This is a genomic window from Bacillus sp. FSL W7-1582 (assembly GCF_038593325.1).
In the GTDB taxonomy this organism is placed as follows: Bacteria; Bacillota; Bacilli; order Bacillales; family Bacillaceae; genus Bacillus; species Bacillus altitudinis.
The window spans coordinates 306,894-329,243 of the sequence record NZ_CP151987.1 but is presented as its reverse complement, the minus strand read 5'-3'; the positions used below and the strand labels follow the sequence as shown (position 1 = coordinate 329,243).

General features: G+C 43.1%; 19 protein-coding genes. 2 read left to right on the top strand and 17 right to left on the bottom strand.

Annotated features, from left to right (window positions below; all coding sequences use genetic code 11):
• Window positions 1-31: 31 nt before the first annotated feature.
• The 3 genes from NSQ11_RS01815 to NSQ11_RS01805 are packed head-to-tail and all read right to left on the bottom strand — an operon-like array spanning window position 32 to window position 3,241.
• Entirely contained in the window at window positions 32-1,078 is a 1,047-nt protein-coding gene (locus NSQ11_RS01815; protein ID WP_007498302.1) for a Gfo/Idh/MocA family oxidoreductase, read from the bottom strand.
• On the bottom strand, window positions 1,075-1,941 hold the full coding sequence (locus NSQ11_RS01810; RefSeq protein ID WP_017366565.1) for an HAD-IIB family hydrolase: 867 nt from the start codon (window positions 1,939-1,941) through the stop codon (window positions 1,075-1,077). The genes NSQ11_RS01815 and NSQ11_RS01810 overlap by 4 nt, the downstream gene beginning before the upstream one ends.
• The gene (locus NSQ11_RS01805) at window positions 1,916-3,241 is read right to left on the bottom strand and encodes a DegT/DnrJ/EryC1/StrS family aminotransferase (RefSeq protein WP_017366564.1); all 1,326 of its coding nucleotides are present in this window, start codon (window positions 3,239-3,241) and stop codon (window positions 1,916-1,918) included. The genes NSQ11_RS01810 and NSQ11_RS01805 overlap by 26 nt, the downstream gene beginning before the upstream one ends.
• Window positions 3,242-3,350: 109 nt before the next feature.
• Between NSQ11_RS01805 and NSQ11_RS01800 the strand changes: the two genes are divergently transcribed.
• The gene (locus NSQ11_RS01800) at window positions 3,351-4,340 is read left to right on the top strand and encodes a LacI family DNA-binding transcriptional regulator (protein WP_017366563.1); all 990 of its coding nucleotides are present in this window, start codon (window positions 3,351-3,353) and stop codon (window positions 4,338-4,340) included.
• Window positions 4,341-4,391: 51 nt separating this feature from the next.
• On the opposite strand, the gene NSQ11_RS01795 is transcribed toward NSQ11_RS01800, so the two are convergent.
• The 3 genes from NSQ11_RS01795 to NSQ11_RS01785 form a co-directional block, all read right to left on the bottom strand.
• A complete protein-coding gene (locus NSQ11_RS01795) occupies window positions 4,392-6,014 on the bottom strand; it encodes an L-lactate permease (protein ID WP_061417836.1) in 1,623 nt (540 codons plus the stop codon).
• Window positions 6,015-6,057: 43 nt separating this feature from the next.
• Window positions 6,058-7,005 (bottom strand): L-lactate dehydrogenase, encoded by a 948-nt coding sequence (locus NSQ11_RS01790; protein WP_007498309.1) that lies wholly within the window; start codon window positions 7,003-7,005, stop codon window positions 6,058-6,060.
• Window positions 7,006-7,222: 217 nt separating this feature from the next.
• Window positions 7,223-8,653, bottom strand: coding sequence for a YfcC family protein (locus NSQ11_RS01785; RefSeq protein WP_007498311.1), 1,431 nt, complete (start codon window positions 8,651-8,653; stop codon window positions 7,223-7,225).
• A gap of 153 nt (window positions 8,654-8,806) precedes the next feature.
• Here NSQ11_RS01785 and NSQ11_RS01780 point away from each other — a divergent pair, with 153 nt between their 5' ends.
• Window positions 8,807-9,934: a M20 peptidase aminoacylase family protein gene (locus NSQ11_RS01780; protein ID WP_052320682.1), complete on the top strand. Its 1,128-nt coding sequence runs from the start codon at window positions 8,807-8,809 to the stop codon at window positions 9,932-9,934.
• A gap of 47 nt (window positions 9,935-9,981) precedes the next feature.
• Here the strand turns inward: NSQ11_RS01780 and NSQ11_RS01775 are convergent, their stop codons facing one another.
• The 11 genes from NSQ11_RS01775 to NSQ11_RS01725 all read right to left on the bottom strand — a co-directional run bounded on the left by NSQ11_RS01775 (window position 9,982) and on the right by NSQ11_RS01725 (window position 22,326).
• Window positions 9,982-10,704, bottom strand: a complete 723-nt coding sequence (locus NSQ11_RS01775; protein ID WP_052320683.1) for an SDR family oxidoreductase — start codon at window positions 10,702-10,704, stop codon at window positions 9,982-9,984.
• A gap of 85 nt (window positions 10,705-10,789) precedes the next feature.
• Window positions 10,790-11,665, bottom strand: coding sequence for an alpha/beta hydrolase (locus tag NSQ11_RS01770; RefSeq protein ID WP_138825007.1), 876 nt, complete (start codon window positions 11,663-11,665; stop codon window positions 10,790-10,792).
• Window positions 11,666-11,704: 39 nt separating this feature from the next.
• Window positions 11,705-12,586: a glycine betaine ABC transporter substrate-binding protein gene (locus tag NSQ11_RS01765; protein ID WP_008342122.1), complete on the bottom strand. Its 882-nt coding sequence runs from the start codon at window positions 12,584-12,586 to the stop codon at window positions 11,705-11,707.
• The gene (gene opuAB, locus NSQ11_RS01760; protein WP_024718999.1) at window positions 12,586-13,431 is read right to left on the bottom strand and encodes a glycine/proline betaine ABC transporter permease subunit OpuAB; all 846 of its coding nucleotides are present in this window, start codon (window positions 13,429-13,431) and stop codon (window positions 12,586-12,588) included. The genes NSQ11_RS01765 and opuAB overlap by 1 nt, the downstream gene beginning before the upstream one ends.
• A gap of 10 nt (window positions 13,432-13,441) precedes the next feature.
• Window positions 13,442-14,707, bottom strand: coding sequence for a glycine/proline betaine ABC transporter ATP-binding protein OpuAA (gene opuAA, locus NSQ11_RS01755; RefSeq protein ID WP_008342124.1), 1,266 nt, complete (start codon window positions 14,705-14,707; stop codon window positions 13,442-13,444).
• A gap of 400 nt (window positions 14,708-15,107) precedes the next feature.
• Window positions 15,108-16,202 (bottom strand): toxic anion resistance protein, encoded by a 1,095-nt coding sequence (locus tag NSQ11_RS01750; RefSeq protein ID WP_007498324.1) that lies wholly within the window; start codon window positions 16,200-16,202, stop codon window positions 15,108-15,110.
• Window positions 16,203-16,216: 14 nt separating this feature from the next.
• The gene (locus NSQ11_RS01745) at window positions 16,217-17,833 is read right to left on the bottom strand and encodes a YceG family protein (RefSeq protein ID WP_342501220.1); all 1,617 of its coding nucleotides are present in this window, start codon (window positions 17,831-17,833) and stop codon (window positions 16,217-16,219) included.
• Window positions 17,834-17,903: 70 nt separating this feature from the next.
• On the bottom strand, window positions 17,904-18,719 hold the full coding sequence (locus NSQ11_RS01740; RefSeq protein WP_035390542.1) for an HAD family hydrolase: 816 nt from the start codon (window positions 18,717-18,719) through the stop codon (window positions 17,904-17,906).
• Entirely contained in the window at window positions 18,716-19,825 is a 1,110-nt protein-coding gene (locus tag NSQ11_RS01735; protein ID WP_144610400.1) for a cysteine protease StiP family protein, read from the bottom strand. Before NSQ11_RS01735 ends, NSQ11_RS01740 begins: the two co-directional genes overlap by 4 nt.
• Complete coding sequence (locus tag NSQ11_RS01730; RefSeq protein ID WP_025206691.1) at window positions 19,818-21,149, bottom strand: phosphoribosyltransferase family protein; 1,332 nt, start codon at window positions 21,147-21,149, stop codon at window positions 19,818-19,820. Before NSQ11_RS01730 ends, NSQ11_RS01735 begins: the two co-directional genes overlap by 8 nt.
• Entirely contained in the window at window positions 21,133-22,326 is a 1,194-nt protein-coding gene (locus NSQ11_RS01725) for an HpcH/HpaI aldolase/citrate lyase family protein (RefSeq protein ID WP_342501219.1), read from the bottom strand. Before NSQ11_RS01725 ends, NSQ11_RS01730 begins: the two co-directional genes overlap by 17 nt.
• Window positions 22,327-22,350 lie beyond the last annotated feature (24 nt).

Below are 22,350 nucleotides of genomic sequence, written 5' to 3'. Positions count from 1 at the left end.
GAGTTATGATATCCTCCGCTCCACCTCTTCATTAATATGCACGGGCAGAGACGACAGCCTCTTCCCTCTCGAAGCATGTATTCAGCGCAGCCTGCGCGCGATAACCATCTTCAAAATCAGCTACCTTCATATGAGATGGATATGAGTTTGTATTTACCCAATGCATCAGCTGATCACGGAATGTATCAGACCATCCATAAAATTCATTTGGTGGATCTGTCAGCAATGTTTGCGGCATTTGATGACGCTCTACACACAAGCCATCACTGATCTCATATTCGTTTTTCATGTTTGTATGGTATTTAAAAACCTTGTCATGCCCCACCACTTCTACACTAAATCCACATTCCTCGGGCTGCGTACTTTTGGACGTCACCAAATGAAAGAACACTTGATTCTCCATTTGCCCAAAAATTTCGGTATGGTCATCGACCTGTACCTTTTTCTCTTCTTTTTCCTTTACATGTGTCAGCATCTTCGTATTAAGGGATTCTTTTTTCATTTCACTGCCAAATAAGTACCACAGCATATCAATCAAATGAATCCCTAAATCTCCTAATGCACCGCTTGTACGCAGACTTTCACCGCTGTCTCTCCACGAAAATGTCTTTCTTCTAAGGGCACTATTTTTCTTAAAATGTGTCCGTACTGTCAAAACGCGTCCTAATTCACCATTGGCGATCAAGTTCTTCAAAATATTCACAAAGGATAAATAGCGATAGTTAAAACCCATACTGGCTTGAACCTGGAACTGTTTGGCTGTCTCCACCATTTCCTTCGCTTCTTTTAACGATACAGCCATCGGTTTTTCGCATAAAATCGGCTGTCCTGCTCTAAGCGCCTGAAGGGCATGGTCCTTGTGACAGAAGTTAGGGGAAGCAATGATCAATCCATCTGATGCATCCGCTAGTGTTTCGATACTGGCATACACCCGTCCGCCGTACTGTTTAATAAATCCTTGTGCGACGGATTCGTGCAAGTCATAGACCCCAGATAATTCTGCACCTTTGATCGTTGATAATGCTCTAGCATGTGCTTTTGCAATATTCCCTGCTCCAACAATTCCAATTTTCTTCATGAATGTGCCTCCTCATGTTTATACATCACTGTTTTCAATGTTTCATAGATTCCTTTTGCATACCCATGATGACAAATTTGATGATGGTGCCGTTTGGCTTCGGCTGTTGCATTTTGGACAAGAAAGCCGTGCGTGACGGATTGAAGCATCCGCAGGTCATTCCCACTATCACCAAAAGCAAAGCCCTTATCTTTTGACAGGTTATATTGATTCAGCATAAACCGAACGATTTCATCCTTTCCTGTTCCAACTGGTAAAAAATCAACGTCATAGCAATCCGCAGGGTCACCCGCAAGTGGGTTGCATTTGTTGATGTTCACCGCCACACCCCGCTCCTTCGCAAGTGTTTGGATGAATGATAGATGATGAAGGTCTGTCCGTTCATCCTGCTCCTGATAATAGAAATTCTTTTTATACCCAGAGCTGCCCAGTTGCGTTTGCGGCCTAAGAGTGATCCCCTTTTCACGTACGCTTTGCAGAATATCTTCGATTTTTTCGTCTGAAAAGCCCTGTGCATCAAGCCGTTTCATCCATTCTGCATCTGGCTGTCCAAATTTCCCATCTGATGTATACACGATTTCAGTTCCTAAATTCGACGCAATGAAATGCGGGAATTGATAGAAACCACCCTTCTCCATTTTGCTCGTAACAGAATCGAGGCTGCTTCCCGTCACCCAGCCCAGCATGAGCTGTCCGGCTTCGCTCTTTTCTGCCACAAAAGCTTCCAGCCGTTTTACATCCTCTCTCTGCTCCTCGGTCATTCCGTGAGAATAATAGGTCTCATCGAAATCACAGAAGACGATCCACTGCGGATGTTGCGGTTGATGCACAAGCTTTTTATTGAATGGAAGATTTGATAACATGATGGACCCCCTCGATGACTTTCTCCTGATCTTGCAGCGGCATACCTGGATAAAGCGGCAAGTGGAGTAATTGCTGTACGGCTTTTTCCGTATGTGGTAGTTCCGTTTGTCTATACTTTTGAGAAACAAGATTCGTTTGATGCTGATGCGATAAAATTGGGTAATAGACGTCTGTTTCTATGCCCATTTCTAATAATTTCTCTGCCAGCTCATCTCGGCTTCCCTTCACCACTCTGATCGGGAATAGATGCCATACATGATCGTCTGTCAGCTTCGGAAGCTTAATATAGCCTTCGTCTTCCAGCGTTTGCAGCTGATCTATGTATCTCTTTGCCAAGTAAAAGCGTTTAAAGTTTTGTAAACCTAAATATTTCATTCGTTCTAGCCCGATTGCGGCCTGTAAGTTATCAATCTTGGAATTAAAGCCATAGTCACTGCGCTTCACGTTTTTCTTTCCTGGTTCAAAACCGTGATAGCTGATTTCCATGCATTTTTCGGCTAGGGCTTCATCATTTGTCGCGATGGCTCCTGCCTTTCCGCAAACTCCAAGGTTTTTGTAAGGATTAAAGCTGAGAACAAGTCCATCCCCAAATTCCCCAAGCCCGCTGCTGCCAATCGCCTGACAGCCATCCTCAATGATCGATAGACCATGCCGTTTCGCAATCGTCGAAATTGCCTTCATATCCGCTTGCTTTCCATACAAATGAACCGGGAGAATACATACTGTCTTATCTGTGATATGCTTTTCTATTTCATTCGCCGCTAGGCAGTAGGTGTCTGGATCAATATCAGCATAGACTGGAATCGCACCAATCGCAAGCACTGCATTTTCTGTTGCAGCAAAGCTGTTGGCAGGCAGGATGACCTCATCTCCAGGATGGACGCCTGCTGATATTAAACTGATCATCAAGGCATCTGTTCCACTTGATGTGGCAATGACATATTTTTTCCCTAAGTATGCTGCGAGCGTCTTTTCAAACTTTGGAATATAAGGGCCTGATGTAAAACGGCCTGAACTTAATACTTCTTTCAGCACCTGCATAATATCATCGATCTCATCCTCCGAAATCAGTTTATCGACCGGCAGGAACGGTATCTTTTTTTCCTTATTTTGTTTATAATGGAAGAGAATTTTTTCCAAACCCGTACGCGCAATATCTTGCTCAAGGAACGCAGCAAGCTTATCATTCGCTAGATTCTTTTCAACTGAATCAGCCTTTACTTGAACACCTTGATTGATCATATCCAGCAACGGTAGATAATCCTTGCTTTTACCTGATATCTTCGTCAATATTTGCATTCCATTCCCTCCAATTAATCAATTCCATTTGTTAATATTTAACTTGTTTCACATTGTAAATGATGTTATCGATTTCAGAACAATAACTTTGTGTAAAGGATTTGTTAATATGTGTACAATTTATGAAATTGCCAAACGCTGCGGGGTTTCAACGACCACTGTTTCTCGGGTGCTGAACAACCATCCATATGTATCCGAAGAAAAGCGCCAGCACATTTTACAGGTGATGAAGGAAATGGAGTATACACCAAGCTCAGCAGCCCGCACCCTTCGGTCACATCAGACAAAAACCATTGCTGTGTCTGTTCCAGCTGTGGACCATCCTTTTTTTGCACAATTGATTAAAGGCATTTCAAAGGAAGCACTAGATCAAGGGTATAAAGCCATCGTGCTCCAGACGTTTTATCAAGAATCAGTAGAACTTGAAGGGCTTCAATTATTAAAAAGAAAAGAAGTAGATGGTGTCATATTGGGGGCGTTAGAAAATAAGTGGGAAACAATCGAGCCATTTTTAGCAAACGGCCCAATCGTCATGGCAAATGAATTTCATCAAACAGCAGACATTCCGATTATCGGATATGATGAGCGGGAAGCTGCCTATAAAGCGGTTGACTACTTGATTCAATCAGGGCGTACATCCATTGGATTTTGCTTTGATACAGAAAGCAGTGAAGCACAAAAACAAAGAAAGCAAGGCTATCTTGATGCGCTTTCTGATCACGGTTTGCCGCTTAAAGAAGATTGGCTGTTTGGCGAGGCTTTTACCATTGAAGACGGCTTTCGTTTGATGGACTTAATCCACCGGATGCCGGATGCGCCGGATGCGATTTTCACCGGCAATGATCAAGTGGCAGCAGGCCTCATTAAACAAGCCATTTCATATGGATATCACATTCCTAAGGATGTAGCGGTGATCGGTTATGACAACCAAGACATTTGCGAGGTGACAGCTCCAACGATCACGACCATCGACATCCCCATCGTCGAGCTTGGCCAGCAGTCTGTAAAACAAATGATTCAGCTGCTCCAAGATCAAAAACCATTACAACGTGAACATATTCAGCTACCTACTCGGCTTGTCACACGAGAATCTACATAAAAAAAGACTGAGAAATCTCTCAGTCTTTCATTTTTCAATCAATCGATCAACCTATACAAATTGAGCAAGAATGAATGTCCATATACATACGATGCCGAGCAAAATGAAGCTGTACTTCACTGTTTTTTGGAAGAGCTCAGATTCTTTACCTGTTTCTCCAACAGCTGCTGTTGCAATGGCAATGGATTGTGGAGAGATTAATTTCGCCATCACACCACCGGTCGTATTTGCCCCGATTAACAAACCTGCCTGAGAGCCGATTTGAGAAGCGGTGACTGCTTGAAGGTTACCGAATAAGGCATTGTTACTCACAACAGATCCCGTAATAAACACGCCGATCCAGCCAAGCACTGGGCTGACAAGCGGGAATAAATCGCCTGTTTTAGCAAGCGCCAGTCCGATAGCAGAACTTAGACCTGCAAAGTTCGCCAAGTTGGCAAAGCCCATGACAAAACAAATCGTAAGAACAGGGACCCAAAGCTCTTTGACCGCTGCATTTAAGCAGGCAGCCCCTTCTTTTAATGTAATATGTCTGCTGAACAATCCTGTCAGCATCACTGCAATTAGAATGGCGGTACCTGTTGCACTAATAACATCAATTTTAAAAATCGCATCAATCGGTGTTTCTGTTTGAGCAATAGGTGGTAATTTCACAATTTGCTGATGCAGAAACGGCATTTTCACTAAAATGGTTGTCCAGTTGAGCGGTCCTCCTTCAGCAAATAATGCTTTAAAAGCTGGTAGGCTCCATACAGTAATGACGGCAGTTAAAATATAAAACGGAGACCATGCTTTCAGCACCTCAACCCCGCTATACGTTTGTTTCTTCTCAATGGCTGGTGCCCCTTCTTCACGATAAATATGTTTCGGCTGCCATTTTCGAAGAAATAAAGCCAAAATTCCCATACTCGCTAAAGCTGAAATAATATTGGCAAGCTCAGGGCCCATCGTGACCATTGTAACAGCCTGCAGAATCGCGTAGCTTCCACTCACAACAAGCAAGGCTGGAAGCGTTTCTTTGATCCCTTTAAAGCCGTCTACAATGAGGATAAGCAGAAACGGGATACAGAAAGAAATAAACGGAATGGTGTACACAAGGGTTTGAGACAGCTCTAGCGGCGTCATATTACCCATTTGTGCTCCAGTAATAACCGGGATACCTACTGCACCAAAAGCGCCAGACGCAGCATTCGCAATCAAACAGAGCATTGCGGCTTTTAGTGGTTTAAACCCAAGCTCTGTTAAAAGAGCGGCACTAATCGCAATCGGTACACCGAATCCAGCGGCTCCCTCTAAAAATGCGTTAAAACTAAAACCAATTAATAAGAGCTGTAACCGTTGATCTTGAGAAATTCCTGCAATACTAGAACGAATGACATCAAACTTTCCAGACTTCACAGCAATTTTATAGAGCCACACGGCCATGATGACGATATATCCAATCGGCCACAGCCCATTAGATACACCGAGCACCACAGCAGATAATGCTTTTTCAATTGGCATATGAAAGAAGAAAACAGCTGTTACAAAACTGACGATCAAGGTAAAACAAGCGGCTAATACCCCTTTTAACTTAAATACAGTTAATGCTAGTAGGAAAAACAAGATTGGAAGCATGGCCACCAATGCACTGACGAACTCATTACCAAACGGATCATATATTTGCTGCCACATAGTGATTCATCCTTTTCTGCTCAGATAGGTTGCCTTTGATTGATTAAAAATGAGGAGCTAAAATCTCTTTTAACACATTCACACTATGTGCGAATTTTTCTTTTTCTGTGTCGTTCAGTGCGAGCTCCATCACTTCTGTTGCACCATTTCGGTTCACGAGGGCAGGTACACCAATGTAGACATCTTCTGCTCCGTATTCCCCATCTAAATAAGTGCTGACAGTCAAAATGCTGTTTTCATTGTGTAAAATGGCTCTAGTAATACGGGCTAAACTCATCGCTACGCCGTAATAAGTCGCGCCTTTTTTCTCAATGATTTGGTAAGCGGCATGACGGACATTTTCCATGATGTCGTCTAAATCTTCTTGTTTGTATTGGTCATTTCTCTTCATTAATTCTGTGATCGGTACACTTCCGATATTCGCATGGCTCCAAACAGCAAGCTCTGTATCCCCATGCTCTCCAATGATGTACGCATGCACATTGTGCGCCGCTGCTTCAAAGTACTCACTAAGCATGTATCTGAATCTTGCCGTATCAAGCGTTGTTCCACTGCCAATCACTCGTTCTTTTGGTAGTCCGCTGAATTTCCAAGTCGCATAAGTCAAAATATCAACTGGGTTCGTAGCAACTAAGAAAATACCATCGAATCCGCTTTTCATCACATTGTCTACAATGCCTTTAAATATATTTAAATTTTTCTCAACAAGGTCAAGTCTCGTTTCACCTGGCTTTTGGTTTGCACCAGCACAGATACATACAATGTCAGCATCCTGACAATCCTCATAATCTCCATACCAAGTATTCACAGGATGCGGGGCGAATGCTTTCCCGTGGTTTAAATCCATGACGTCACCCATTGCTTTATCTTGATTCAAATCGATGACTACCAATTCATCTGTGATTGCTTGATTTATTAATGTAAAGGCATAACTGCTGCCGACAAAACCTGCTCCAATAAGTGCTACTTTGTTTACTTTTTCGTTTGTCATTTATCTCATCCTCCTGAGTAAAACTAGGTTGTTTTTCTTATGTGAAGTATTTCACATTCTTATTGTGCAACACTTCACAAACTTTTGCAAGGGGATTGCTCAAAAAAATAATGTAGCCATTTTGTGAACACTCATATTGTGGTTTTAAACCGCTGTCCCCATACATGTTCTCATAAGAAAAAAGCCACCAAACACTCTTTGGTGGCTTCTCTCTTATTTAATAAGGTCCCCAATTGATCATGACACCGATACAAATAAAGACAAGGCCGATGACGAACCAAATGAGCGCAAGCGGCACCATAAAACGCAGCCATTTCACGTATGGAATCCCACTTGCAGCCAAGACAGCCATCAACACACCTGAAGTCGGATTCACGCAGTTGACCACCCCTTCACCGAGCATCACTGCTTCTACCGCTACTTGTCTCGTGATACCCATTAAATCAGCAAGCGGCGCAAGAATCGGTATAAAGACAACCGCTTCTCCTGATCCTGATGAAATCAAAAAGTGAAGGAGCGCACTGGCGATATACATGCCGATCGCACCAGCGATTGGACTAAACCCTGTCAGCATACTCGCAAGCCCATTCACCACAGTATCAAGCAGCTTGCCGTTTTCCAAAATGACTGAAATGCAGCGTGCCATGCCGACAATGAGTGCGCCGTATACAAGGCTTTGACAGCCGACAATAAACGTTTTTGCAATATCATTGGCAGCTAATCCCCCAAGCAGTCCAGCAGCAATGGCCATGAAAATAAACACACCAGCCATTTCCTTATCGGTCCAGCCAAGCTGAAGCGCACCATATAAAAAACCCCCAAGCGACAAACCGCACACCGCTAAAATCAGCTTATGTCTGCCGGTGAATTCAGGCTTGTCCACAGATTCCGCATCAGCTCCTCCAAGCCCTTTAGCAGGAAACCACTCGTCACCAAGCAGGCTCCCCTTTTCTTTATTTTTCAGGCGTTTTGTATATAAATAGATGTACACAATACTAGATAGAAGAAAACAAAGATAAATGATGACACGCAGACCAATACCAGAAAAAATCGGCAGTTCTGCAATCGTTTGTGATAAACCTAATGGAGATGGAGACAAAATGGTTGCGTTAAAACCTGCATAACAGCCGATGTAAATAACCGCCGCTCCCGCCACTGCATCCCACTTTAAAGAACGTGCCACAATGATTCCAATAGGAATAAAGCCAATGACCGAGTTCACCACAATTCCGGTCGTCCCAAGTACAGAAAACAATCCGCCAACAATACAAATAAACAATAGCTGTTTCGTTTGGAACCGGCTGATGACATTGTGAATCATCCCGTTAATGGCACCTGTCTTTTCCAAAATCGCAATGGTTCCGCCAGTAAAAAGAATCAGAAAAATAATAGAGGATGAACCAACCATCCCTTCTTGAATCGCTGTAAAAAAACCAACCGGACTAACTGGTGATTGATCTATACGGTGATAACTGCCAGGAACAGCTGTTGTGATTTCTCCTGACGTTTTTCGATCAAATTCACCGGCTGGTACAAAATACGTTGCGATCGTACAAATTAAAGCAATCATAAATAAGAGTACATACGCATCCGGCATCTGAAGTTTTCTTTTTTGTTTCTCAGGTGCTGATACTGTCGCTGTTTTCATCTGTCAAAACCCCTTTGTCCCGATCGGAATTTCACTTAATTTTCTGAATAATCAAATGATGTGTTATATTATAAACACTGATGATATTTAAGATCAATATTATTTCACTAAAAGAATGTTTTGGCAGATTATCTGTCAGCAAGGAGGCTTCTCATGACAACTTTGACAAACGAGATGAAACAAACCGTGACAGACATCTTTGAACATCTGCACGCTCATCCAGAAATCAGCTGGGAAGAGACAAATACGACAGCTTATATTGAAGCTCTATTAAAGAAATTAGGCTGTAAAACGAGAACATTTGAAGACTGTACAGGGGTAATTGGTGAAATTGGGGAAGGCGCACCAGTGGTTGCTGTGAGAGCCGATATTGACGCATTGTGGCAGGAAGTAGATGGCGTATTTCAAGCCAACCATTCATGCGGACACGATGCTCATATGACGATGGCACTTGGGACATTCATGGCATTGAAAGAAAAAGAACTTCCAAGTGGCACGATCCGATTCATTTTTCAGCCTGCCGAAGAAAGAGGCGGCGGCGCTTTAAAGATGATCGAAAAAGGTGTGTTAGCTGACGTCGATTATTTATACGGGGTGCATGTGCGCCCAATTCAAGAAACCTTAAACGGACGCTGCGCTCCTGCCATTTTGCACGGATCAAGTAATCATTACGTCGGGACCATTCTAGGGGAGGAAGCACACGGTGCACGCCCGCACCTTGGGGTCAACGTCATCGAAGTTGCATCTACGCTTGTGCAAAGACTGGCGCATATCCATGTCGATCCACGAGTCGCTCATTCTGTGAAAATGACCAATTTAAATGCAGGCGGCGGCAGCTCCAACATCATACCTGGCAAGGCCTCTTTTACACTCGACGTTCGGGCGCAGACAAACGAAGTGATGGATGAATTAGAAAAGGAAATTGAAAGAGCATGCCATTCTGTAGCGGATGCTTTTGGCGCCTCTATCACACTTTCAACTGATCATCGTCTTCCAGCTGCGACATTAAATGAAGAAGCTGTGGAGATCATGTCACATGCCATAGAGCAAGTGCTAGGCAAAGAACAGCTCGATCCACCGATCGTGACGACAGGCGGAGAGGACTTTCATTTTTATGCAGCAAAGGTTTCGCATATTAAATCGACGATGCTCGGTTTAGGCTGTGATTTAAAACCTGGGCTTCATCACCCTTATATGACATTCGATCGCTCTGCGATTTTTACCGGCATTGAGATTTTGACGGAAGCTGTATACGAAACACTTCAGCAGCATTCATCGTAAAATAAAAAAACCACCCGTCTTTTCTGAAGCGGGTGGTCTCCTTTATTTTACGCATTCACATCTGTCATTGCCGGGACATTGATTTCTTTGACACAGGACACCCTGGATAGATGAATAACACATCTCGCCAGCTCGACAATATCTTGTACAGGTATTCTCGTTTCATCATACAGAGCAATGGCTTTTTCAGCGCCATCTTCGTACGGAACTTCTGCCGCCAGCTCCCCTGGATTGATACAGGTAACGGATATTTTATCTTTCCTTACGTGCTCTCTTAGTGCGTTCACAATACCACGAAGCCCAAATTTAGAAGCAACAAAAGAAACCTGAGACAAATTCGTATGGTCAAGTCCCGCAGTAGAACCAATGACGATGATCTTTCCATTCCCAGATGTCCTTACGTGCGGAAGCAGAGCTTGAATGTAGGTAATCGTTGAGGTAACGTTCACATTGATTAAATGAGCGATATCCTCCGGTTGATCATGATCGAAAGAATAATCATCTTCAAAGCCGCGTTTCTCCCATAAACCGACGTTATAAATAAGTACATCAATTGTTTGATTCTTCAATGCTTCGAGCATAAAAGGGATATGGGTTTGGCTTGATAAATCGATCTTCAGCCAAATTCTACGCACCCCATCGTCTATGTTCAAACTGCTTGGTTCACTTCGTGACACAATCCATACTGTATCTCCACTTGAAGGAAGACCTTTTACAAAGGCATCCCCTAATCCTTGACTCGCACCGAATATGATATAGTTTTTACTCATGCTTCCTCCTTCATGGCTCACTTACGAGCTTCCACCACTACACCCATTCATCTGTAAGCGTTTTATACCTATATCATACAGTGTCTTATACATGCCTGCCCCTTTTATGCTCATCTTTACTTTCTAAATGGCCTAGCTTCCTTATTTCCTTTAATTCCTCTGGTAACGCACGCGCTTCTATAAAGCTTTTGATCATGTCGACAAAAAGTTCTTTCTTTTCAAAAGTAAACGTATGTCCAATGTCAGGAACGATGAACCCGGCTGCATTCGGGTGTGCATTCGTGATTTTTTCTGCTGACCTAGTCATAATGCCCTTTTCCTTTTCTCCCACTGTCACAAGAATCCGTGCCTTTGCTTGTTGAAACGTGTCAGGGAGCTTGTAATGAAGATTTTCTTGAAACATCGTAAGCAGCGTCTTCTTCTGCAATTGTTTGGAATCCGCTGCATAATGATCCAGTACATCGTTTGGAAGTCCCATCTTTTCTGCTTGCAGCTGGATGAACCAATCTTTCTTTAATAACGGATATGTAAGAGGTAAAATGGGCCTTACCATCAAATAGAGCCATGGTAATGGCAACACAAGGGCGCTATTGATGATGGCGATGTCTGCGATGTCTGGCTCTCTCGATAACACATCAACGGCTACCTGTGCACCTAGAGAGAAGCCAATTAGAATGACTGTACGGCCATGTGCATGCTCCTTTATCCATGAAATGATTTCATAAGCACTTTCTCGCATGGAAAACGACGTTTCATTTGCTCTTGTCCCGTGACCAATAAAATCAGGGGTATAGCATTCATACGTTTCCTTGAATATTTCCATATGCTCCTGCCACATCCAGCTGCTTACGCCTCCACCGTGCAGGAAAATCATCATTGGTTTTTCCACCATCGACAACTCATCCACCATCCTTATATATAAGAAAAAGCAGTCGCTTTTTGAGCAGACTGCTTTTTCCATATGCTCCCTTCTATTATAAGGGAACTGTTATACAATTGGCTATTTTTTCAAATCTTCGATCGAGTTGACGTTTTTCATATAAGTCGGAACAACGAGACCCATGCGAAGACCCTTCATACTTGTACCGAGATCATCATATTTTCCTTTAAACTTCGCTGCATACGTTTTATGCGTATTTGGAAGCCATGCAGATAATGATGCATCAGCACTTCCGGTTGCAATTGCTGTCCACATTGGGCCCGCTTCAACCTGAGTCAAGGTCACTTTAAAGCCAAGTTCACGCAATACCTCTGCGGCCACATTGGTACTTGCAATCTCACTATCCCACGCAACGTAGGCAAGATTGATTTTGTCACCGTTTGACTTTTTCACGCCTTTTGTCCATTTCGCTACTTGATCTTTATGCTTTTTCACATATTTAACTGCAGCATCCTTTGGTTTGACGCCATCCTGAATATCAAGCATCACTTCACCCATATCATCTTGAGACCATTTAAACTGACTGAGCATTTTGGCTGCTTCCGGCTGATCCTTCGCAAATCCTTTACGAGAAATGGTGTGAATTTCTTCTTCGTCACCATATGATTTTTTCGGATCATCTAAATATTTCAAATCGTAGCGGGAAAACATCCAGTGAGGATTCCAGCCAGTGATGATAATCGGTTTTTTACGGTCATACGATTTCTTCAATGTCGCTGTCATCGCTGCACTTGAGGCAGATACAACCGTCCAATCCTCTAAACCGTAATCCTTTTTCGCTTGATCGGTTAAGGCCATAATACCTGAACCCGGATCAATCCCGATAATCGTTTTATTGACCTGCTGTGCTGCACTTGCATTTGAATCTGATTGTGCACCACAAGCCGCTAGTAAAAAGACGAGCAGGGCGGTCATCCCAATGTAGAGAGACTTTTTCCACATTAAGCATTCCCCCTGGTTTTTTTCGTTTTAATGTTTTGTGTAATACGATCCAGTGTAATCGCTACGATAACAATGGCAATACCAGCTTCAAAACCAATCCCTGTTTTCAGCTGCGTTACTGCACTATATACTTCCGAACCAAGTCCTGGTGCACCAACCATTGCCGCAATGACGACCATGGATAGAGCAAGCATGATACTTTGGTTAATCCCAGCTAAGATGGTTTTTGTAGCAAGTGGAAGCTGAACTTTGAACAAACGCTGGAATGTCGTTGAACCAAAAGCTTCTGTTGCTTCAATTAAATCAGATGGTACTTGTTTAATCCCAAGAATGGTCATACGAATCGTTGGCGGCATAGAGAAAATAACCGATGCCACAACCCCAGGAACAACTCCAATATTAAAGAAGAAGATCGCTGGTAAAAGGTATACGAATGCAGGCATTGTCTGCATTAAGTCTAAAATAGGTGTGACAATTTTACGCACCGTTTCCTTCTGTGATGCCCAAATACCGATCGGAACCCCGATCACGATAGAAATGACCACAGCTGTCAGAACGAGCGCAAGTGTTTGCAGCATTGGCTGCCAGTAGCCTAAATAGTCGATCAGTAAGAATCCAATAAGTGTGAAAAGAGCAACTCCTCTTGTACTGATCCACCAAGCAATGCCGGCAAAGATAAGCGTTAAAATAATGGATGGAATGACGCCAAGTGCAGCTACAATACCATTTACTGTTCCAGCTAATCCATTTGTGATGCCATCAAAGAAACCACCAAAGGTTAATGTTAACCAGTCAACAAATTGATCGATATAATCCGCGAACGGAATTCTAGGTAAATCACTCATACTAAACATCTTATTCTACCTCCTGTGCAGAAGGCTCTTGTGCTTTAATTTCCTCTAGCTCGTTAGAAGACATGTTGATATATTCATCATTACCTGATAATGCACCAATCAATGCACCTCTGACCACAATACCCTTCATTCTGTTTTTCTCATCTACAACGGCAATTGGAATGTTCGCATCAGACACCGCGTCAAAGATCTCTGTTAAATACGTTGATTCCAATACTGTCGTAAATTCTTTATCAAGAACAGTTTCTAGCGACGCACCCGTTTCTGCCGCTTTTTTCGCTGCTTGTGCAGAAATAACACCTAATAAATGCTTTTTCTTATCTACTGCATAGATAGACGAAATACCAAGGTTCTTCATGAGCGTGAGCGCAACACGTGCCCCTTTATCAAGCTGAACTGTTTCTGCACGTTTCATAATATGACCAGCGGTTAATACTTTAGAAAGGTCTACATCTTCAACGAAACGTTCAACATACTCGTTCGATGGGTTCATCAGAATTTCTTCTGGTGTTCCGATTTGAACGATATTCCCGTCTTTCATGAGGACAATGCGGTCGCCAATACGAAGCGCTTCATCTAAATCATGCGTGATGAAAATAATTGTTTTTCCTACAGACGTATGAAGCTCAAGCAATTCATCCTGCATGTCTTTACGAATTAATGGATCTAGTGCGCTGAATGCTTCATCCATTAACAAAATATCAGGGTCATTAGCTAGTGCACGTGCCAATCCAACACGCTGCTGCATACCGCCACTTAATTGATTTGGGTACTGCTCTTCAAAACCTTCAAGTCCAACAAGCTTTAAAGATTCAAGCGCTTTAGAGCGGCGCTGTTCTTTTTCTACACCTTGCAATTCAAGCCCGTATTCTGTATTCTCCAGAATGGTACGATGCGGGAACAATGCGAAGTTTTGGAAGACCATGCTGATCTTTTTCCGTCTAACTTCACGCAATTGATCCTTTGACATATTTGTTATCATATCCCCATCAATATAAATTTCGCCGGAGGTTGGTTCGATTAACCTATTTAGCAGCCGCACAAGTGTGGACTTTCCGCTCCCTGATAGCCCCATGATGACAAATATCTCGCCGTCATACACATCAAAATTTGCTCGATTGACACCAACTGTTGCGCCGGTCTCTTTTAGGATTTCTCTCTTTGTCTTCCCTTTTTCAAGCATTTGAGATGCTTTTTTAGCATTTTTACCGAAAATTTTAGATACATTATTTATCTTGATTTTGATCTTTCTCTCTTCAGAATTCATTTTTTCCCTCCAAATTAGCATCTTTATAACCGTAACATAAGCGTTATGATGCGAACAATCTTTAGAATTCGCTTATTTCCGTACAATATGTATGAATTCCATATAGAGGTCTGGTGATTACAGTTTATACGCCGTATTACTCGTAAATCCTATAGAATGCTTCATAAACTACATATTTTACGGGGTATTTTCTCTCACCAGACAATATTTTACTGGAAATTCCTTATTGTGCTAAAAAATAAGTCGAATCCTTGTGATAGCGGCCTTTTTCTTTCATGGGTGAACCATGCCCCTGAACAGGATTTACCCGAAAAAGGTCACATAAAAACCTTTTTCCTCAAATTTTAATCAAATTCATGAAAAAACTGCCTGCAACTTTCGTTACAGACAGCCTGTTTTTTTAGGACTCTAGGGCAGCTTTCTTAATATTATCTTGAAGTTCAAGCATACGTTTTGTTCCGTCCTCACGTAATCGTTTGTTTTCTTCTTCAATCTGCTTCGTCTCTTTCATCCCTTGTACAATCGTATTGAAGGATGATTCGATCGTTTCAATGTCGATGCTTGGACGACCTGATAATTTAGCAATCTCAACACTTTGACTTGAGATATTTTCAGCATTTCGTTTCAGCATTTCATTCGTTCTTCTGTCCAGTTCACTCATGGAATCAGCCACAAGCTTTTGTCTCTTCGCTGTTACCGCTTGAATGATTCCATTTTTGAAAATCGGAATCGTAATGATGAAGGCAGAGTTAATTTTCCCGATTAATTTCGTATTACCACGCTGCAGCAAACGGATTTGCGGTGCCGTTTGAAGTGCCACCATCCGTGCCATATCAAGATCATATACACGCTCTTCAAGCGCTTGAATCCCATTACGAAGCGTATCCAACTCCATTTGTGCCAGCTGGTTTCCCCCCGCCGCTTTTTCTTCATAAGAAGGAACCAATTGTTTTAATTCTTCGATCTTCATTTGCCCTGCGACGACATACTTTTCAAGCTCCATATAGTATTGAATGTTATGCTCATACATTTCTTCAAGCGTAACCGTCGATTTGGTCATTTCATCTTTGTATTTACTGATTTCCACATTGATTTTTTCAATTTCTGCACCGAGCGTTTGATATTTGCTGAAAATCTTTTCGATCATGCTGCCGCCGCGTTTAAAGATTTTTGATAACAAACCACCCTTAGGCTCGTCAAAATCATTTTTATCAAAACGATCCATAATTTTTCCAAGCTGTGTAAGCATCGTTCCTGAGTCTGTGACACTTGTTGAACGCATCATAGAGAGGATACGGTCAGAAAACTTAGAGATTTCGACAGCCGGCTGTTTTCCGTATTCAAGCAGTTCAAGCTGATTTTTGGCATCAATCTGTCTCGCAATGTTTTGGACTTCTGGTTCATTGCGCAGCTGAACGCGAATATCGTCTGCCTTTTCAATCGTGATTTCCTCTTTATCAATTGAAATGATGTCATTTCCGTTTGTATTTGTCATAAGCTTTGATCTCCTTATCGGTTTTTAATGGATTGAAATAACTTTCTCACAATGGACGGCTCTTTAAACTCTTGGTTCATGACCATTTCATCAAGCCAATGTGTATCAAATAATTGATCGTCTATATACCGCTCTATACACTGATAGCCGGCGGGATGATAGACGAAGAGATCCACACCCATTTCATTTAGGAAAATCAGGGCAGCCGCATCAGAACGAGTCAGCTCACCATTATATTCCGTATGGTATAAAATCACTTTCGGTACAGTCTGGGCATAATCAAAGGTTTGAATGAGTTCAATTACATCTTGATTCATATGCAAAAGCTGCTTGAATAAATAAATACGTACATCTAATTCGGTCTCATGGCCTTCTTTTAACAGCTTCGGATGCTGACAAATGCGAGAAATGGCCTCTGCGATCGCACGCTGCGTGCCCTCATACAAATGCGAGAACTGCCACACATTGCTTTTCATTAACAAATCAGGGTCAACCTCTCCTGCTTTAGAAAGTGCATGCTGATAATGAAATTGATAATTTGAAGACACTTCTTGTGTGAAAGGGAAATGACGAATCGTTTTCGTTTCTTTCCCCTCCATTAGCGTATGGATACGGTCCCAATATTCTCGCTTGTCTCTCGTCACCCCCATCATCTTCGCAAAAAGATTCGGAATCTGTATGGTGTCACGGTCTGCTTTGAAATTCGGGCGGATAAACGACCGTTCCTTTGCAATTAAAAACAGCTCATCATACGTTGTCTTTAGCGTAATAGAATGAGGGGTATGATCTCTGAATTGCCATGGCTTATACAGCATGGAATCTTCTGTGTGAAGTACCTCTTCAAGCTCTCTTGTCGAACGATACGCCACCGTTGATTTCCTCTCAGGCTTTTCAGTAGGGAACGGTTCAAGCTTTGACGTCCCTGGATACTGATCAATAAAAGTCAGCTTTTCTTCTGGATCTAATTCACGAAATTGATCCTTGCCTTCTGGATGAAACAGCACCACATCACAGCCAATCAGCATGACATAGTAAAGAAAATAAAGCTGACTTTTATTCGCCTCTCCATACCAAATGACAGCTGGCATTTTTTCTTCCATATTGACTTCCTTCAGCCATGGTCCTAGATGATTATTTGAAAACTTCACCACATCTAGCAACACACGGCGGAAATCAGGATGCTTGAATCCCCCTTCATGCAACTGCTTGAAATGTTCAAACACCTGGATTAACGAAAGGCGAATATGCCGGTTTATCACTGGGTTTGGATGACGGACAATGAGCTGTTCACCGTCTAAGAAAGCCACAAATCGATTCACGGACAATCCCTTTTCTTCCTGATTGATCATATGAATCCGCTGGAGCGCTTGAAAGTGCTCCGGCTCAATATGCCGGTTGAGGGTTTCACTTAAAATATGCATGCCGTCAGTTTCGTATAATTCATGTAAATAAATAAAATAATCGGTTGCATCATGTGGAGTTCCAAGGACACGGGCAGCGAGACGCGGCAAGGATAAGGTGTGCTCGTCCTTGACGTAGCCGTCTCGTTCAGGGAGCGGCTTTTTCAGCAGGTTTTTCCAGGCTTCCTGTTTCGCCCGTGTCTGGGTTACGTTGATTTCTTTATAACTCACGCCGCTCCTTCCTTTCTCCTATATTTTCTCGAAAGCTACTACTATCATATCATTCAGCCTTCTACTTCTGCTATCGAATCGAAGGCTTTTTTGCTGTGTTCATCTTCTTTGCGACAGAAGCGGCGATTTCGTCTGCCGCCGCCATGCCAGAGGCTGTCGTCGGTTCAAACGATAGCTCAACATCTAAGACTTCCCCATGACTCGGAGCGAAGCCTTTATCCGCTTGACGTATGAGATCAGCATCTAACAAGGAGTCGCCCGCACCATATACATATTCAAGGTGTAGCCTTTCTTTTAGAAAAGCAACAGCAGCCCACTTATTGAGCGGCTTTGGAATAAAATATAGCTTCCGGCCCTGAAGGGAAACCTGCCAGCCTCTCTCCTCACCCCACAGCCTTAATTCAGCAAGCGGAATATGAGAAAGAAACTCGTCTTTCATAATTAAATAAAGAAATTTTCCCTCAGCTGTTCGAGTACGTTTCACCCAAGCGGCAACCGGAAGTTCAGAGATCGCCCGCAGCATATCTCTCACCGGCATACACTCTTGCAGTCTCTCATCTACAATCGCCTGCCACTCCTCAAGCGGCTTGCCGTGATGAAGGATACAGCCGCCGTTTGTCGTGACGGCATACTCTGGTTTGATCTCTTGCTGAAAGAGAGTGATTCGTTCAAATTGTGCTGTCGTTCTTGTCGTCACTGGGATAAACCAACCTGCTTGATGAATTGCCTGTAAGGATGCTTTCGTTTCAATCGACACATAGGAAAGCGGCCGGTCGTCCAGCACCTCAATTAATTCGTATGCTCCCTTGTATGCATACTGCTCCAGCATTCGATGTGAGTATATCAGTGTCCGGTCTAAATCACTGGCAAATGCGATATTCTTCATGACGATTGCTCCAACGGGCGGATGAGCCCGCAGCATGTGTAGGACATGTTGGCATATTCAATCACAGGCACGCCTCTGTCCTCTGCGAGTAGTAAAATGTGCTTGAGCTTTTCCCGAGATCCTGGCTGAATGAGTATTTTCCAAGGGACTCTTCTGAGCAGCACACGGGTCGTCTCACCGACGCCCGGCTTAATCAAATGCGTATTGTCAATTTGGAACTCCTGACCAATTGCTTCAATGGAGGTCATCCCCCGCCAGTCAGGAGGCGTTCCTTGTGCGAGCAGGGTCTCTGCTTTCTCTTGTACATTTGCATTAAGTTCAGAAAATGCTTCTTCAATTGTATTCACGTACAGATTAGAGACATCCTCATCAATGAGCTCTTCATAATACTTGGCCCCATGGAAATCATCGGCATGGATCCAGCGGTTGTTTAGCACCGTTCGACTAACTAGGCCAGAGACCGTTGAATTCAAGCAGGCACTTGGAATGAGGAAATCCTCTCTCGTTCCGTAAACACTCGTACAATAACCAGGATCAGCAAGCACAGCTAGCTCACTCGAAAGACGAATTCCATATTTCTGTTCAAAATCGAGCACCGCTTTTTGAAGCTCTTTGGAAATAGCACCCTTTCCGGTCCAACCGTCAATAAAGGCAATCTCAAAACCTGGATGTTCTTTGAGTATATAATGCAGCGCATTCTCATCTATTCCACGGTCACGAATAATAGAGATGCTATAATGCGGCAAATCGAGACCATACGTCTTTCTGATATACCGTTTAATGAGCACCCCGATTGGTGTCCCGGCCCGTGCCAAGCTGCACAGAACGGTTTGAAATCCTCGCTTTTTCACAATTTGTTCTGCGACAACCGCTACGGCTTCCGCTACCTTTTGCTTACTTTCTTCAAGAGATTGATAGAATAAGTCCATATAAGATGCCGTCGGCTTATATTCAATTGGCAGCATTTCTGAGTAATGGGCACCGCTTTGAATAGAGCGCTCCCGCTCTTCTGTACTTTTCTCCATCTCAATCGATGATAAATCCTTGAGTAAGAAGGTTACGTCCTGCTCTGGATAGCTTCCCATCTTTGTATACACGTTAGCCATTCACCTTCACCTCATCTGATAAAGTCACAATATGCACATGCTTCACATGCCGCTCGGCAAATAAGTGGATCAGCGGCATCAAAGCTTCTTGAGACACCTTTTTCTCAAAAAACAAAAAGACATCATCGTACTGATCTTTAGGGATATTGTACACGTAGTGCTGAATGCGAGCATCCTCTGGACTCAAAAATGCGAATCCGTTTTGAACAGCGTACCCTTCCTTTTCAACCGGATGAATCGGACTTCTTGTCGTCGAATGAAAAAGGACACCTTCGCCCATATGAGCTGCAAGTCTCATCGGCACATACATCAATTCTCCTGTTCCTAAGCAGAGTGTCTGTTTTCCTTTTCGTTCTCGCTGAAGCTTCAGCCCAGCCTCAGTAGCTGCTTGATCAATGGCGTCCGTGTCCACTGCGCTTAAACCGAAACGACCTGTTTCATGGATATACGGCGAATGCCCCGCCGGATTGACTGCATGGGAAAGTGAATATGGCACTTGCTTAAAGAAGGATTGAAGAGAATGAAAAGAGAGTTCAGGTCTTTTCTCTTGCGCAGCAATTTCATACGAATAAGCAGGCTCATCCAGCGTTGTCCCCCGAAACATCATCTGCCCTTTTAATAAAGATAATGATGTGATATTTACCCCTAGCTCCTCTTGAAGCTGAAGCATCGCTTCCTCGTGCTCCTCTGTTCTCCAATCTAAAATGGATAGAATCGTATAAGAGGATCTAGGGTGCTTTGCGTGCAGATCCCGAATGATATTCATATTTGTCCGGCCTGTCGTGACCTCATCATCTACTAGCACAATCGGGCGATCCGTCCGAAGTAAGGCGTCATCTGCGTAGCAAAGCTGATCTGTCGCATGAGAATGTTCCTCTTCAAATACGAGTGAAGGATCAAGATCCAACAGCTGTTCACGTGTCGTATGAATGTAAGATGCTCCTTCTATGACGTCATACACACCATGACCAAGCGCTGTTGCCGTTTCAGCAAAGCCGATCACAATCGGCTCGTTTACCGCCGAAAGCTTCTCTTTTTTGAGCGCAGCATAGGCTTCAGTTAACTTAACATGATCATTCGTTTTTAGTGCTTCTACTACATCGTCTTGATGCGGGGGCGTCTTGCCTGTTTGTTCTTTTGCATAAGCCATTGCCAAAAGACCTGAGACGAGGAGTGGCTTCAACGGGTGAACAGGCATATGTTTCCCGAGCACCTTGCTAACAAATAAAAAGGCTCTCTTTTTGTTCACCCGTGCCGCCATGTCAAAAAGATGTTCTTTTTCAAGCTGAAGCGTACCCTCTTTGAGGTTAAGCTCCACCTCCATATGTTCCAAGATGTTCAGCGTATGCGGCTTCTGCTTCTGTGAGTATGTCGATATAGCTTCTATTTTCATGAAACACCCCGTAAATGTCTGACTTCATTAAAATGTTTTCCGCCCAGCGATAGTGCGGCTTCGTTTCGTTCATTTTATTAGAAAAGGTACTCTTCATCACGCCGACTGTACCATCTGCATGCTCTAAAATACTTAATGCATCCATGTACTCTTCCTTTGTGACAACGTACATGCTTTGAACTGGCTTGAGATGCGTTGGATGGATGACTGTCTTGCCATGAATACCGTTTACCACATCCATCTTTGTCTCTTTGAGCAGACCTTGCATATGATCGAGTTCAGATGAGGAAGATTCACCGCTCTTAGAAATTGCACAGATGAATGGATTTTGTTCTTTTCGTGCCGGTCCAAAATGCTCCCATACAGCACCTGATATCACAAATGAACGACCAAAATAATTGATGATATCTGTGATCAACTCAGCAATGACTCTGATCTCATAAATGGTGGTCTCGCGATCACGGCGAATGCCGTATAATCCACACAGATCCGTTGCTCCAATGCGAATATTCAAAATATATTCCTCATCATTCAGCATGATCTGCTTTAACTCAGACAACACCTGATATCTCGTTTCTTTTTCTAATAAATCTGGTGTTTCTAAAATGGGCATTCCGTATAGTGTTTTCTGAGTTTGTGCTGAAGCTCGTTTCAAACTGTCTACATATTCCTTTGCATTGTGAACGGAGCACTTTGGAAACACAAAACCAGTCAGTAAATGAAGAGAGGGACCGAGCAAATCTGCCATTTTGAGCAGTTGTTTAGGCGAACGAACTCGAATAAATAAAAGCGGCAAATGCTCAGCTATTTCTGGAGAGTGATGAATTGTCTCAGTAAGGCAGGTCAATTGTACCACTATATTCTGTTCAGCCATGTCCACTTCCTGATCACCAATGGCGTCCTCCAAGCAAAACACAACAGAGCAAAGCGCTTCATATTTCTGCGAAAGCAGCATGTCTGCTACATCCTGTCTTGTCGCAGGCATATACAAAGTAGCACCTAATGCATGCGCAAGTACATGCCTTGGCGTCAATGAATGAACTGCCGCCGGCCGCTTTAAAAAAATATCGTGCTGCCTCGTCTCTGATAAAAAACGAAAATATCGCATGCAGTGCCACCTCCTGTTGTAATG

Coding starts and splice junctions, on each gene's coding strand:
- NSQ11_RS01795 (WP_061417836.1), bottom strand. CDS start 6,014: ATGTGGCAGCAAATATATGATCCGTTTGGTAATGAGTTCGTCAGTGCA.
- NSQ11_RS01770 (WP_138825007.1), bottom strand. CDS start 11,665: ATGGAAAAAGCAGTCTGCTCAAAAAGCGACTGCTTTTTCTTATATATA.
- NSQ11_RS01785 (WP_007498311.1), bottom strand. CDS start 8,653: ATGAAAACAGCGACAGTATCAGCACCTGAGAAACAAAAAAGAAAACTT.
- NSQ11_RS01805 (WP_017366564.1), bottom strand. CDS start 3,241: ATGCAAATATTGACGAAGATATCAGGTAAAAGCAAGGATTATCTACCG.
- NSQ11_RS01810 (WP_017366565.1), bottom strand. CDS start 1,941: ATGTTATCAAATCTTCCATTCAATAAAAAGCTTGTGCATCAACCGCAA.
- NSQ11_RS01740 (WP_035390542.1), bottom strand. CDS start 18,719: ATGAAGAATATCGCATTTGCCAGTGATTTAGACCGGACACTGATATAC.
- opuAA (WP_008342124.1), bottom strand. CDS start 14,707: ATGAATTCTGAAGAGAGAAAGATCAAAATCAAGATAAATAATGTATCT.
- NSQ11_RS01765 (WP_008342122.1), bottom strand. CDS start 12,586: ATGTGGAAAAAGTCTCTCTACATTGGGATGACCGCCCTGCTCGTCTTT.
- opuAB (WP_024718999.1), bottom strand. CDS start 13,431: ATGAGTGATTTACCTAGAATTCCGTTCGCGGATTATATCGATCAATTT.
- NSQ11_RS01725 (WP_342501219.1), bottom strand. CDS start 22,326: ATGCGATATTTTCGTTTTTTATCAGAGACGAGGCAGCACGATATTTTT.
- NSQ11_RS01800 (WP_017366563.1), top strand. CDS start 3,351: ATGTGTACAATTTATGAAATTGCCAAACGCTGCGGGGTTTCAACGACC.
- NSQ11_RS01730 (WP_025206691.1), bottom strand. CDS start 21,149: ATGGAGGTGGAGCTTAACCTCAAAGAGGGTACGCTTCAGCTTGAAAAA.
- NSQ11_RS01780 (WP_052320682.1), top strand. CDS start 8,807: ATGACAACTTTGACAAACGAGATGAAACAAACCGTGACAGACATCTTT.
- NSQ11_RS01735 (WP_144610400.1), bottom strand. CDS start 19,825: ATGGCTAACGTGTATACAAAGATGGGAAGCTATCCAGAGCAGGACGTA.
- NSQ11_RS01815 (WP_007498302.1), bottom strand. CDS start 1,078: ATGAAGAAAATTGGAATTGTTGGAGCAGGGAATATTGCAAAAGCACAT.
- NSQ11_RS01750 (WP_007498324.1), bottom strand. CDS start 16,202: ATGACAAATACAAACGGAAATGACATCATTTCAATTGATAAAGAGGAA.
- NSQ11_RS01775 (WP_052320683.1), bottom strand. CDS start 10,704: ATGAGTAAAAACTATATCATATTCGGTGCGAGTCAAGGATTAGGGGAT.
- NSQ11_RS01790 (WP_007498309.1), bottom strand. CDS start 7,005: ATGACAAACGAAAAAGTAAACAAAGTAGCACTTATTGGAGCAGGTTTT.